14 protein-coding genes are annotated in these 13,357 nt (G+C 59.0%); 10 read left to right on the top strand and 4 right to left on the bottom strand.

What is annotated here, in order from left to right:
- Positions 1 to 19: 19 nt before the first annotated feature.
- Positions 20 to 2,875, bottom strand: coding sequence for a bifunctional [glutamate--ammonia ligase]-adenylyl-L-tyrosine phosphorylase/[glutamate--ammonia-ligase] adenylyltransferase (gene glnE, locus G0034_RS19580; protein ID WP_179121211.1), 2,856 nt, complete (start codon positions 2,873 to 2,875; stop codon positions 20 to 22).
- Between the two features lie 21 nt (positions 2,876 to 2,896).
- The gene (locus G0034_RS19585) at positions 2,897 to 4,198 is read right to left on the bottom strand and encodes a CYTH domain-containing protein (protein ID WP_179121212.1); all 1,302 of its coding nucleotides are present in this window, start codon (positions 4,196 to 4,198) and stop codon (positions 2,897 to 2,899) included.
- A gap of 229 nt (positions 4,199 to 4,427) precedes the next feature.
- On the opposite strand from G0034_RS19585, the gene G0034_RS19590 reads away from it, so the two are divergent.
- A complete protein-coding gene (locus G0034_RS19590; RefSeq protein ID WP_014885272.1) occupies positions 4,428 to 5,048 on the top strand; it encodes a TIGR04211 family SH3 domain-containing protein in 621 nt (206 codons plus the stop codon).
- A gap of 60 nt (positions 5,049 to 5,108) precedes the next feature.
- On the top strand, positions 5,109 to 6,350 hold the full coding sequence (locus G0034_RS19595) for a multifunctional CCA addition/repair protein (protein WP_014885273.1): 1,242 nt from the start codon (positions 5,109 to 5,111) through the stop codon (positions 6,348 to 6,350).
- A gap of 13 nt (positions 6,351 to 6,363) precedes the next feature.
- Here the strand turns inward: G0034_RS19595 and bacA are convergent, their stop codons facing one another.
- Both bacA and folB read right to left on the bottom strand, forming a co-directional pair.
- Positions 6,364 to 7,185, bottom strand: a complete 822-nt coding sequence (bacA, locus tag G0034_RS19600) for an undecaprenyl-diphosphate phosphatase (protein WP_023337815.1) — start codon at positions 7,183 to 7,185, stop codon at positions 6,364 to 6,366.
- A gap of 106 nt (positions 7,186 to 7,291) precedes the next feature.
- The gene (gene folB / locus G0034_RS19605) at positions 7,292 to 7,660 is read right to left on the bottom strand and encodes a bifunctional dihydroneopterin aldolase/7,8-dihydroneopterin epimerase (RefSeq protein WP_014885275.1); all 369 of its coding nucleotides are present in this window, start codon (positions 7,658 to 7,660) and stop codon (positions 7,292 to 7,294) included.
- 107 nt (positions 7,661 to 7,767) lie between these two features.
- Between folB and plsY the strand changes: the two genes are divergently transcribed.
- From plsY to G0034_RS19645, 8 genes are all read left to right on the top strand, one after another.
- Positions 7,768 to 8,382 carry a glycerol-3-phosphate 1-O-acyltransferase PlsY gene (plsY, locus tag G0034_RS19610; RefSeq protein WP_014833311.1) on the top strand — a complete coding sequence of 205 codons (615 nt, stop codon included), beginning with the start codon at positions 7,768 to 7,770 and terminating at the stop codon, positions 8,380 to 8,382.
- 111 nt (positions 8,383 to 8,493) lie between these two features.
- Positions 8,494 to 9,321, top strand: a complete 828-nt coding sequence (locus G0034_RS19615) for an urease accessory protein UreD (protein ID WP_045134842.1) — start codon at positions 8,494 to 8,496, stop codon at positions 9,319 to 9,321.
- 10 nt (positions 9,322 to 9,331) lie between these two features.
- The gene (locus G0034_RS19620) at positions 9,332 to 9,634 is read left to right on the top strand and encodes an urease subunit gamma (protein WP_003862556.1); all 303 of its coding nucleotides are present in this window, start codon (positions 9,332 to 9,334) and stop codon (positions 9,632 to 9,634) included.
- A gap of 10 nt (positions 9,635 to 9,644) precedes the next feature.
- Positions 9,645 to 9,959 carry an urease subunit beta gene (locus G0034_RS19625; protein WP_014885277.1) on the top strand — a complete coding sequence of 105 codons (315 nt, stop codon included), beginning with the start codon at positions 9,645 to 9,647 and terminating at the stop codon, positions 9,957 to 9,959.
- The gene (gene ureC, locus G0034_RS19630) at positions 9,952 to 11,655 is read left to right on the top strand and encodes an urease subunit alpha (RefSeq protein ID WP_063614104.1); all 1,704 of its coding nucleotides are present in this window, start codon (positions 9,952 to 9,954) and stop codon (positions 11,653 to 11,655) included. The genes G0034_RS19625 and ureC overlap by 8 nt, the downstream gene beginning before the upstream one ends.
- A 9-nt stretch (positions 11,656 to 11,664) precedes the next feature.
- A complete protein-coding gene (gene ureE, locus G0034_RS19635; protein WP_023337818.1) occupies positions 11,665 to 12,129 on the top strand; it encodes an urease accessory protein UreE in 465 nt (154 codons plus the stop codon).
- A 2-nt stretch (positions 12,130 to 12,131) separates the two neighbouring features.
- Positions 12,132 to 12,677 carry a HupE/UreJ family protein gene (locus G0034_RS19640; RefSeq protein WP_179121348.1) on the top strand — a complete coding sequence of 182 codons (546 nt, stop codon included), beginning with the start codon at positions 12,132 to 12,134 and terminating at the stop codon, positions 12,675 to 12,677.
- Entirely contained in the window at positions 12,677 to 13,351 is a 675-nt protein-coding gene (locus G0034_RS19645) for an urease accessory protein UreF (RefSeq protein WP_179121213.1), read from the top strand. Before G0034_RS19640 ends, G0034_RS19645 begins: the two co-directional genes overlap by 1 nt.
- Positions 13,352 to 13,357: the final 6 nt, after the last annotated feature.

Consider the following 13,357-nt stretch of genomic DNA (forward strand, 5'->3'; position numbering starts at 1 on the left):
CAATTTGCGCGCGATAATATCACACTTGATTTGTTACGCACGGCTCCACCAGCCATTTCTGCCAGCTTGCCGTCACCTGGGCGCGCTCTGCGGCAAAACAGTCCAGCGCGACATGTCCCGGCTGCTCCTGCAACGCCAGGTGATGAAGTTCATCGCGCAGCGTGGTGTAGGCGCGGGTTAAGGCCTGCGCCTCTTGCTCGTCCATAATGTCGTTTTGCGCCAGCAGTTCCAGAATGCGCACGTTATCCGACCAGCGCGTCAGCTTCGGCTTGTCGTGCGCGTGCAGCAGCACCAGATACTGAGTGATAAATTCAATATCGGTAATACCGCCCTCGTCGGCTTTTATATCAAAGCGATCGCGATGCTTATTGCCCAGATGCGCGCGCATTTTCTCGCGCATCTCGCGCACCTCGGTCTGCAACGTACTGCCCTCGCGCGGGGTGGTCATGACCGCCTTGCGAATCGCATCGAACTGCGCGTGCAGCTGCGGATCGCCATAGACCACGCGGGCACGCACCAGCGCCTGATGCTCCCACGTCCAGGCTTCGTTTTTCTGATAATCGGCGAAGGATTCCGTTGAGGTCACCAGCATGCCCGCCGCGCCGGACGGGCGCAGGCGCGCATCTACTTCATACAGAATGCCGGACGAAGTGCGGGTGCTGAACAGGTGCATAATGCGCTGGGCCAGGCGCAGATAGAACTGACGCCCGTCGATTTCGCGCTCGCCGTCGGTCATCACGTCCGCCGGGCAATCATGCAGGAAGATCAAATCCAGATCGGAACTGTATCCCAGCTCCCAGCCGCCGAGCTTGCCGTAACCCACCACCGCGAAGCCGCGCCCTTCTCGATCGGCCAGATGTTTTGGCTGACCGTAGCGGGCCACCATCTGCCCCCACGCCTGATGGACAACCGCGTCAATAATCGCTTCCGCAAGCCAGGTTAAGTGATCGCTCACTTTCATCACCGGCAGCGTTCCGGCAATATCGGCCGCCGCCACGCGCAGCATCTGTGCCTGTTTAAACTGGCGCAGCGCCTCCAGCTGTTGCTCTTCGTCCTCTTCAGGCACGCGCAGCAAATACTGGCGCAGCTCGTCACGATACGCATCCGTCGCCGTCGGCTGATAGAGCGTGTTCGGGTCGAGCAGTTCGTCCAGCAGCAGCGGGTAACGCGCCAGCTTGTTCGCCACCATCGGCGACGCGGCGCAGAGCGTTATCAGGTGCTTCAGCGCGCCCGGAAACTCGCTCAATAGCTCAAGATAGGTGGTACGCGTGATAATCCCGCTCAGCAGCGGCATCATGCGCGACAGCGGCACCGGCGCGTCTTCTCGCGAGCAGACCTCGCTCAGCAGGTGCGGCATCAGATGATCCAGCACCTGACGACCGCGCGGCCCGATGGCGCGTTTGTTCAGTTCGAGACGGAAATCGGCAATTAAAGCCACCACACGATGACGGGCATCATCGCTTAAGTGCGTCAGCACCGGCGTGGTGTCATCTTCCTGGAGCGCATCCTGCCACAGCTCGCGCCAGTGCTCGGAGAGCGCATCATCCGGGGATTCGCTTTCATCGTCGCCAATCAGATCGTTAAAGATGCGGCGCACGCCTGCCATGTGTGCGTCCAGCGTTTCGGTCAGTGCCGCCCAGTCGTCCGCACCCATGCCCCAGGCCAGACGCGCCCGGTTCAGCTCATCGCCCGGCAATGTCTGCGTCTGCTCGTCATTGATGCTTTGCAGCAAATTTTCCAGACGGCGCAGGAAAAGATAGGCTTCGCGCAGGGTTTGCGCGTCGCCGTCCGGCAGCAGGTGCAGTTGCTCAATGGCGCTCAGCGTCGGCAGAAGCGAGCGCGACTGCAGCGACGGCTCTCGCCCGCCGCGAATGAGCTGGAAGACCTGAACGATAAATTCAATTTCACGAATGCCGCCCGCGCCGAGCTTAATATTGTCCTTCAGCCCACGGCGGCGGACCTCGCGGGCAATCATCCCTTTCATATTACGCAGGGACTGGATCACGCTGAAATCAATGTAGCGGCGGAAAACGAACGGGCGCAGCATGGCGCGAAGTTCGTTAGCATAAGCGTCGTCGCTGTCGCCCATGATCCGCGCTTTGACCATTGCGTAACGCTCCCAGTCACGTCCCTGCTCCTGGTAATAATCCTCCAGCGCGGCAAAGCTCAGCACCAGTGGACCGCTGTCGCCAAACGGGCGCAGGCGCATGTCCACGCGGTAGACAAAGCCGTCCTGCGTCGGCTGGTCCAGTGCCTTGATCAGACGCTGGCCGAGGCGGGTAAAGAACTGGGCGTTGTCCAGCTCGCGGCGCCCGCCCCGCGTCGAGCCGTTTTCCGGCCAGGCAAAAATCAGGTCGATATCTGAGGAGAAGTTCAGCTCGCAACCGCCCAGCTTCCCCATCCCCAGAATTAACAGCGGCTGCGGAACCCCTTCTTCACTGCACGGCGTGCCCCACTCTTTACAGCAGGCGGCGTAGAGCCAGTCTCGCGCGGCGACGATCAGCGTTTGCGCCAGCTCGCTCAACTGCTGCAACGTACTCTCTTCGCTCACCAGCGCCAGCGACTGCGCCCAGGCAATGCGTACCATCACCCGGCGGCGGAACTGACGCAGAACGCGCATCAGCGTGGCTTCATCAGCCACATCTGCCAGCGCGGCTTGCAGCCAGCTGGCATACTGCCGCCACTCATCCGCCAGCGGCGGTGCGCTCTCCAGCTCTGCCAGCCAGTCCGGGTTGGCACTCACACTTTCCTGAACAAAATCACTGAACGTGAGCACGCTTTTGGCCTGCTCGCTTAACGATGACGCCGGTAAAGACTCGGGCAGACGTTCGCAAACGGTCTGCCAGTGCTGCTGTAACTGCGAAGAAAGCGGCATATCAGGGGTTCCTTGCCAGAATTAACGTTTTCCGCTGTGCAGCCAGTACGGATCCTGCGAAATGGCCTCGTTGCGGAAATGCTCGATCTCAATCTGCTGACGGGTTTCAATGGCATGCTTGAGCCCCTGCCAGTTTTCCAGCCAGGCCTGCGCCTTCACGCCCTCATACGCCCCCGACAGCAGCAACATGCTGTCGATATTACGCGCCAGACGGGGAAGCTGATCGCCGTACTGGTCACCCAGCGGATGTGCGAAGGTCGTTCTCAGCTCGGCAGCGTGACGGGAAAGATGGATATCCGCGAAGCGTTTAAAATTATCCGCGATTTTGGTCTGCGCTTTTGCATCCAGGAAGCTGCGCCAGCCGCGCGTCACCAGAAACTCGGTCAGCGCCAGTTTTGCCGCGGCGTTTTGCGGGCTGTAGATCACCGTTTGCGCGGAGACATCGGAATGCATCAGCGTTTCAGTTTGGGTCAGCAGGTCACGTAAGTGAGCACTTGCTTTACGCGGTACGATACCGCCAAACAGTGCCAGGGCATGACGCACCAGCCCAATGGCGGCCAGCACCTGTTTGCTGGCATTTTTCACGTTACGCGCCCAGAGTTCCTCATGGTACTGCCATTGAGAGAGGGCCAGCTCCAGCGCCGCTTCCATGCCCTGTTCAATGCTGGCCTTCGGAACAACACGCAGAATCGGGGTCTCTCTCAGCAGGCGTGGCGCATTCCCTGCCGCCAGGTGATAACCGCGCGCCGCTTTGCTCAGGCTGCCCTGACGTAAACCCGGCTGGCTCACCAGCTTGCGCGCCAGTTTCAGCACGTCGCTCGCATCTCCTTCCAGCAGTTCCAGCTCCAGCTCGCAAATAGGCTCCTGGCACTCACCCGCCTTCACTTCGCCTAAATCCAGCGCGATTTCAATGCGGCTCTTACCTTCCGTCACCAGCCATTTCTCACGGCAAAAATCGGTGCTGAACAGCGGCTGTACCTGCTCTGCCAGCGTGGCAGGCCGTTCACCTTCCGGCCAGACCTCCGCCGGGAAACGATCCAGCTCAAGTTCTGGCTTACTGATGTCGATATTGTATTCCGGGCGCTGGTGCAAACCGCCGACCACGCGGCCGGCGATTTTCATCGTCATCTCGTAGCGCCCGTTTGCGCCGCGGATGCGCAGCCCCATATCGTGGCTACGCAGCCAGTTGTCCGGCGTTTCGTAGTAGATGTTGAGCAACTGTACGGGTTCATGGTGCTCGCCGGAGAGCGTATGCAGATGCTGGCGGAGCGCGTCAACGCTGTCTTTTTCGACGATAAATTTTAATTCGATTTCCTGAGCCATAGCCTTGTACTTTTGCGGGCGTCACAGACGCGTCAATGAGGGCGAACTTCCTCGCCATTTGTTTGTCAGTACATAGTATTTTGCGCCAAATTGCCATGCAATGAGCAATTTGACGGGCGTAAATGTGTAGAGTCGTGACACAGATGATTCTGATTGCTGACGAATGCTTTGCGTAGAGACACTGTTGCCACTACTATCGTTCCACTATTTATGAAAATAACGACTAATGATGCTTAAATTACGCCTGATTGGACTTACTTTACTCGCTTTTAGCGCCGCAACCGCAGTGCACGCTGAAGAGAAGCGTTACGTTTCTGACGAACTGAACACCTGGGTACGCAGTGGCCCCGGAGATAATTATCGCCTCGTGGGCACGGTGAATGCCGGCGAGGAAGTCACCCTGTTACAGACCAACGCGGACACCAACTATGGTCAGGTTCGCGACAGTACCGGTCGTACTTCCTGGATCCCGCTGAAAGAGCTGAGCACCGTACCAAGCCTGCGCACGCGCGTTCCGGATCTGGAAAACCAGGTGAAGACTCTGACCGACAAGCTGAACAACATCGACGGTACCTGGAACCAGCGCACCGCAGAGATGCAGCAGAAAGTGGCACAGAGCGACAGCGTGATTAACGGTCTGAAAGAAGAGAATCAAAAACTCAAAAACGAGCTGATCGTCGCGCAGAAAAAGGTAAACGCCGCGAATCTGCAGCTTGATGACAAGCAGCGCACCATCATCATGCAGTGGTTTATGTATGGCGGCGGCGTGCTGGGCGTGGGTCTGGTGCTGGGTCTGGTCCTGCCGCATCTTATCCCAAGCCGCAAGCGTAAAGACCGCTGGATGAACTAATTCGTCTTCTCTGCCAGACTTACGTATCATTCTGGAAAAGAGAAAACGGGAGAGTTGGGCGTGAAGAGTTATCTGGTCGGTGGTGCGGTACGTGATGCGTTGTTAGGTCTGCCGGTCAAAGATAAAGACTGGGTTGTCGTTGGCGCCACCCCGGAAGAGATGCTCGACGCGGGCTACCAGCAGGTAGGCCGCGATTTTCCCGTGTTTCTTCATCCGAAAAGCCGCGAAGAGTACGCTCTGGCGCGTACCGAACGGAAATCCGGCTCCGGCTATACGGGTTTCACCTGCTACGCCGCGCCGGATGTGACGCTGGAGCAGGATTTGCTGCGCCGCGATCTCACCATTAACGCCCTGGCACAGGACGAAAACGGCCATATCATCGATGCCTACGGCGGACAGGATGACCTGCGCAACCGTCTTTTACGTCACGTCTCCCCGGCATTTTCTGAAGATCCGCTCCGCGTTCTGCGCGTGGCGCGCTTTGCCGCGCGTTACGCCCATCTGAGCTTCCGCATTGCGGATGAGACGATGGCGCTGATGACGGCCATGACCGAGGCGGGCGAATTAGAACACCTGACGCCGGAGCGCGTCTGGAAAGAGACGGAAAATGCCCTGACCACCCGCAACCCACAGGTCTTTTTCCAGGTCCTGCGTGACTGCGGCGCACTAAAGGTGCTGTTCCCTGAAATCGACGCGCTGTTTGGCGTACCCGCGCCGGCAAAATGGCATCCGGAAATTGATACCGGCGTGCACACGCTGATGACGCTGAGCATGGCGGCCATGCTCAGTCCTGAAGTAGACGTGCGTTTTTCCACCCTCTGCCACGATCTCGGCAAAGGCTTAACGCCGAAAGAATTCTGGCCACGGCATCATGGTCACGGCCCGGCAGGCGTAAAGCTGGTAGAAGGGCTTTGCCAGCGCCTGCGCGTGCCGAATGAGATCCGTGACCTGGCAAAACTGGTCGCTGAATTCCACGACCTGATCCACACCTTCCCGATCCTGAAACCCGCCACTATCGTGAAGCTGTTCGATAATATCGACGCCTGGCGCAAGCCGCAGCGCGTGGAGCAGATCGCACTCACCAGCGAAGCCGACGTTCGCGGCCGCACCGGGTTTGAAGCATCCGATTACCCTCAGGGGCGACTGCTGCGCGAAGCGTGGATTGTGGCAAAAGCGGTGCCGACGAAAGACGTTGTCGAGGCAGGATTTAAAGGCCCGGAAATTCGTGAAGAGCTGACGAAACGGCGAATTGAGGCCGTAACGGCGTGGAAGGAAAAACGTTGCCCTCAGCCGAAAGACTGAGGGCAGTGGGTCATCAGAAGAAGACCACGTAAACGGCAGCCGCGACAATAAAGCGGTAGATCGCGAACGGAATGAACGAGATACGCTTAATCAGCTGCAGGAAGGTTTTGATGGCAATCAGCGCCACGATAAAAGCGGTGATAAAGCCCACGGCAAACATCGGAATGTCACCCGTGGTCAGGAAGCCAATGCTTTTGTAGAGATCCAGCGCGGTGGCGCCCATCATCATCGGCACCGCCAGCAGGAACGAGAACTCCGACGCCGCGTAACGGCTCACGCCCATCAACATCCCGCCGGAAATCGTTGCCCCAGAACGGGAGAAGCCCGGCCACAGCGCCAGACACTGGAAGCAGCCAATGATAAATGCCTGACGATACGTCATATCGTCCAGCCCTTCCGCACGCGGGGTTTTTGGCTTCAGCACTTCAGCAGCAATCAGCAGGAAGCCACCGACCACCAGCGCGTACATCACGTTAATGGGGTTAAACAGCGATTTGATGGCATCGTGGAAAACCAGGCCCAGCACCACTGCAGGGATCATCCCGAGCAGAATATGAATGAGCGTCAGGCGTCCCGAGCCTTCGCCTTCACGCTGCGGCAGACGGCCAAAGTGGATGCCGATCAGGCCAAACAGGCGACGCCAGAACATCACGACCACCGCCAGAATAGAACCGAGCTGAATGACGACTTCAAACGTCTTTGCGGTATCGCCTTCAAAGCCCAGCAGATGGCCAACGATAATCATATGGCCCGTACTGGAAACTGGCAAAAACTCCGTCAATCCTTCGACCACACCCAGTATTGCCGCCACCAGCAGCGAGTGCATATCGCTCATCTATAAACCCCTAAAAAGATATAAAAAAAACGGTCGCCCCAACGGCTCCCGTGAAAGATACAGCTATAAGACCGATATAACCTAAAATGGTTTAGCAATTATGACGTTAAATCTTGCCTTTCAGATTTGTGCCACGCTCGATAATCACGCCCACATTGGCCGCACGCGCTACCGCTCCCGGCTTGCTCAGCTTGATGCGCACCCACGGTGAGTTGAATTTGGTCAGCAGCAGTTCCGCCACCTCTTCCGCCACACGTTCCACCAGCGCAAAACGCTGTCCTTCCACATGGCCGATGACCGTTTCACTGATGTCGGCGTAGCTCAGACAGTCATTCACATCATCGCTTTTTGCTGACTTGCGGTTGTCCCAGCCCATTTCGATATCGAACACTAACTTCTGCTCGATGGTCTGTTCCCAGTCGTAAACACCAATTGTGGTGATTACCGAAAGTTGCTCTATAAATACAATATCCATCACGACCTGCCTGCTTTTTGGCTAAACCGGATACCACTTCCGGCGAATTATGCGTATTATCCACAGATGCTGAGAATACAGATACATTTTCAAAACGGAACAGCGTTATGAGTGCAATCGCGCCTGGAATGATCCTCCTCGCCTATCTTTGCGGCTCAATCTCCAGCGCCATTCTGGTCTGCCGCATTGCCGGGTTACCTGACCCGCGTGAAAGTGGTTCCGGGAATCCGGGAGCGACCAACGTACTTAGAATTGGCGGCAAGGGAGCAGCCGTAGCGGTTTTGATTTTTGATGTTCTGAAAGGGATGCTACCCGTCTGGGGCGCTTATGCGCTGGGCGTTACGCCGTTCTGGCTGGGGCTCATTGCGATTGCTGCCTGCGTCGGCCACATCTGGCCCGTTTTCTTCGGTTTTAAAGGTGGTAAAGGCGTTGCAACCGCCTTTGGCGCTATCGCCCCTATCGGCTGGGATCTTACCGGCGTAATGGCGGGCACCTGGCTGCTCACCATCTTGCTGAGCGGTTATTCCTCGCTCGGCGCCATCGTCAGCGCGCTCATTGCTCCGTTTTACGTCTGGTGGTTCAAACCCCAGTTCACCTTCCCGGTGTCAATGCTCTCCTGCCTGATCCTGCTGCGTCATCACGATAATATTCAGCGTCTGTGGCGTCGTCAGGAGACCAAAATCTGGACGAAGCTCAAGCGAAAGAAAAAAGATCCGGAGTAAAACGCGCAACGCCGGCAGCAGAAAACGTATCCATAAGCGACTCATATGACAGCCTTCATTTCCGCCAGGGCATACTGAAACGTATCCCGATGGTGTGGAAATGGATGCAGCATGTTAGCAGCTCAGGTCACTGATAATACGTATAAAGGCTGGCAGGCATCGCTTGCCCTGCTGTTTTGTCACACCCCTGAGAAAACCCTCCTGCACGCCGCCCACCACGTCGGGCCGCTCACCGTTCAACGCCCGTTTTATCCCGAAGGGGAAACCTGTCACCTCTATTTACTGCATCCGCCCGGCGGCATTGTGGGCGGCGATACGCTGGACATTTCCGTTCGGCTGGACGCCAAAAGCCACGCGCTTATCACCATGCCCGGCGCCAGTAAGTTCTATCGCAGCAGCGGCCCGCAGGCCTGTCTGAATCAACACTTTTATCTCGATGATGGATCCACGCTGGAGTGGTTGCCGCAAGATACCATCCTCTTTCCCGGTGCCAATGCCGCACTGCGCTCCGTCTTCCACCTGAAGGCCTCCAGCACGCTGCTGGCGTGGGAGTTGTATTGCCTGGGTCGCCCGGTAATCGGTGAAACCTTCAGCCACGGCACGCTGGAGAGCCGCCTTGAGGTCTGGGTAGACGATGAACCGCGCCTGATTGAGCGTCAGCACCTGAGCGACGGCGATCTTGCGCCCGTTGACGGACATCCGTGGCTCGGCACGCTGCTGTTCTATCCGGCCGGGGAAACGCATCTTGATACGGTCCGCGAGCGCCTCGCACCGCTGGGAAATTATGCAGGTGCAACGCTTACCGACGATCTGCTGTCGGTGCGTTTCCTCTCCCACGATAACCTGATATGCCAGCGGGTGATGCGCGACATCTGGCAGTCGCTTCGCCCGCTTCTCACCCCTAAAAATGCCTGTTCACCGCGTATCTGGCAGACATAAGAGAAACGTTATGGAACTGACCCCCAGAGAAAAAGACAAGCTGTTGCTGTTCACCGCCGCGCTGGTTGCCGAACGCCGCCTTGCGCGCGGGGTTAAGCTCAATTATCCGGAATCGGTCGCGCTGATCAGCGCCTTTATTATGGAAGGCGCGCGCGATGGCGAAACCGTCGCCTCGCTGATGGAAGCGGGTCGTCACGTACTGACGCGCGACCAGGTAATGGAGGGCGTACCGGAGATGATCCCGGATATTCAGGTGGAGGCCACCTTCCCGGACGGCTCCAAGCTCGTCACAGTCCACAATCCGATCGTCTAAGGAGCACGTCATGATCCCTGGCGAATACCAGATCCAGCCCGGCACGGTTGCCCTCAACGTCGGGCGTGAAACCCAACAAGTGATTGTTGAAAACCACGGCGACAGGCCGATCCAGGTCGGATCGCACTATCACTTTTACGAGGTCAACCCGGCGCTGAAGTTCGACCGGGAAGCCACCAGAGGCTACCGGCTGAATATTCCGGCAGGCACCGCCGTGCGTTTCGAGCCAGGCCAGAAGCGGGAAGTCACGCTGGTACAGGTGACGGGCGCGCAGCGTATTTTCGGGTTTCGCGGCGAGGTGATGGGGGAGGTGAAAAATGGCTGACATTTCACGCCGGGCGTATGCCGATATGTTCGGCCCCACCACCGGCGATAAAGTGCGGCTGGCCGACAGCGAGCTATGGATCGAAGTGGAAGACGATCTCACGGTCTACGGTGAAGAGGTCAAATTCGGCGGCGGAAAGGTGATCCGCGACGGTATGGGCCAGGGGCAGATGACCGCCGACGACTGCGTGGATCTGGTGCTCACCAACGCGTTGATCATCGATCACTGGGGGATCGTGAAAGCCGATATCGGCGTCAAGAACGGGCGGATCTTTGCCGTCGGTAAAGCCGGTAACCCGGATATTCAGCCCGGCGTGACGATCCCAATCGGCGCCGCAACGGAAGTGATTGCCGCCGAAGGGAAGATCGTGACCGCGGGCGGGATCGACACCCATATTCACTGGATCTGCCCGCAGCAGGCGGAAGAGGCGCTGGTTTCCGGCGTGACCACCATGATCGGCGGCGGCACCGGCCCTGCGGCGGGCACCAACGCCACCACCTGCACGCCAGGGCCGTGGTACATCGCGCGTATGCTGCAGGCAGCCGATACGCTACCAGTGAATATCGGCCTCCTCGGCAAAGGTAATGGCTCTAACCCGGACGCCCTGCGCGAGCAGGTCGCGGCTGGCGCCATTGGGCTGAAGATCCACGAAGACTGGGGCGCAACGCCCGCGGCGATCAACTGCTCGCTGGAGGTTGCCGAAGAGATGGATATTCAGGTGGCGCTGCACAGCGACACGCTGAACGAGTCCGGGTTTGTCGAGGACACGCTGGCCGCGATTGGTGGGCGTACCATCCACACCTTCCATACCGAAGGCGCGGGCGGCGGCCATGCGCCGGATATTATCACCGCCTGCGCGCATCCGAATATTCTGCCCTCCTCCACCAACCCGACGCTGCCCTACACGGTGAACACCATCGACGAGCATCTCGACATGCTGATGGTCTGCCACCACCTCGACCCGGATATTGCCGAGGACGTGGCGTTTGCCGAGTCGCGCATTCGCCGGGAGACCATCGCCGCTGAAGACGTGCTGCACGATATCGGCGCGTTCTCGCTCACTTCGTCAGATTCACAGGCCATGGGCCGCGTGGGAGAAGTGATTATCCGTACCTGGCAGGTTGCGCACCGCATGAAGGTCCAGCGCGGCGCCCTGCCGGAAGAGACCGGCGATAACGACAACTTCCGCGTGAAGCGCTATGTCGCTAAGTACACCATCAACCCGGCGCTGACCCACGGCATCGCCCATGAGGTCGGTTCCATTGAGGCGGGCAAGCTGGCGGATCTGGTGGTCTGGTCACCGGCGTTTTTTGGCGTCAAACCTGCCACCATCGTCAAAGGCGGAATGATCGCCTGCGCGCCGATGGGCGATATTAACGCCTCGATCCCCACGCCGCAGCCGGTGCATTACCGCCCGATGTTTGGCGCGCTGGGCGCCGCGCGCCACGCCACCCGGCTGACGTTTATCTCCCAGGCCGCCAGCGCGAACGGCGTCCCGCAGCAGCTCAATCTGCAAAGCGCCACGGCGGTGGTGAAAGGCTGCCGGACGGTGAAGAAGACCGACATGATCCACAACGGTTTACTGCCCAATATTACCGTCGATTCGCAAACCTACGAGGTGCGCGTCGACGGTGAACTGATAACCAGCGAACCGGCCGACGTTCTGCCGATGGCGCAACGCTATTTCCTGTTCTGAGGAGTGATGATGATCTATTTAACCCAACGCCTGGACCACGCGCACCCGATTACCGCCAGCGTCACGCTGCCGATTGACGTGCGGGTGAAAAGCCGCGCCCGTGTGGCGCTGAACGACGGCCGCGACGCCGGGCTGATGTTGCCGCGCGGCCTGCTGCTGCGCGGGGGCGACCTGCTGACGACAGACGACGGTAGTGAGGTCATCGAAGTGATCGCAGCGGCAGAGTCGGTCTCCGTGGTGCGCTGCGCCGACCCGTTCCTGCTCGCCCGCGCCTGCTACCACCTGGGCAACCGTCACGTGCCGCTGCAGATCATGCCCGGCGAACTGCGCTATCACCACGATCACGTTCTCGACGACATGCTGCGCCCGTTCGGGCTGGAGGTGACCTTCGACTCCCTGCCGTTTGAACCGGAAGCGGGCGCCTATGCCAGCGATGCCCACAGCCATAGCCACTCTCACGCTCATTCACATTAAGGATTAATTATGCGCAAGCTCCTCCCCTGTTACTGCTGGCCTTTTCCGTTCCGGCGCTCGCCCATCCAGGCCACGGTGCCGACAGCTTCCAGGCCGGTTTTTTCCATCCCCTGACCGGGCTCGATCACCTGCTGATGCTCACCGGCGCGGGCGTGCTCTCGGCGCTGAGTGGCCGCAAACTCCTGCTGCCGTTTGCCACTCTCGGGATGATGCTCGTTGGCGCTGTTGCAGGCAGTCTGCTCGGCGGATTTAGCGGCATGGAGATGCTGATTATCGCCTCGCTGGCGGTCTGCGGCGTGATGATGTTTAAAACTGAAAACCGTCTGCTGCTGGCGGTACCTGCTCTGGCGATGTTCCACGGCTGGGCACACGGTGTGGAGATGTCCGGCCACAGCTTCTGGCTTTTCACCAGCGGGTTTATGTTCGCCAGCGCCACGGTGCTGTGCGCCAGCTTCGCGGCAGGTTTACTGCTGCGCCGTCATGACGGCCTGCGTAAAACGTTCGGCGGTGGGTTGATTGTCTCTGCCCTGCTGGCGTTGATGAGCTGATGGAGCACGCCCGCCAGTGGCTGCGCCTGATGCAGCTCTCCAGCAGTAGCCTGCCGGTTGGGTCGTTTACCTGGTCGCAGGGGCTGGAGTGGGCGGTAGAGGCAGGCTGGGTCACGAATGCCGACGCCTTTAAACGCTGGCAAATCCAGCAGATGGAGCAGAGCTTTTACTGCGTCGATCTGCCGCTCTTTACTCGCCTGTATCTCGCCTGCGAACAACAGGATTGGGTGGCGGCAAAACGCTGGACGGCATACCTGATCGCCTGCCGGGAAACGCGCGAGCTGCGCGATGAGGAGCGCAACCGTGGCGCGGCCTTTACGCGCCTGATTAAAAGCTGGGAGCCTGACTGCCCGACTGAATGGCTGACACTGTGTATGCAGAGCCAGCTCTGCGGCATGGCATGGCTCGGCGTGCGCTGGAGGATTGGCGCGCGCGAACTGGCGCTCAGTCTTGGCTACAGCTGGATTGAGAGCGCGGTGATGGCGGGCGTTAAGCTGGTGCCGTTTGGGCAGCAGGCGGCGCAGCAGTTGATTATCGACCTGAGCGACCACTTCGCCGCCGGGTTCGAAGAGGCATTTTTACGTGACGACGACGCACTGGGCGCAGCCACGCCGCTGTCTGCCATCGCCTCCGCACACCACGAAACACAATATTCACGACTATTCCGTTCCTGAGGAGTC

It is taken from the genome of Enterobacter sp. T2, from assembly GCF_010692925.1.
GTDB classification, from domain to species: domain Bacteria; phylum Pseudomonadota; class Gammaproteobacteria; order Enterobacterales; family Enterobacteriaceae; genus Enterobacter; species Enterobacter kobei.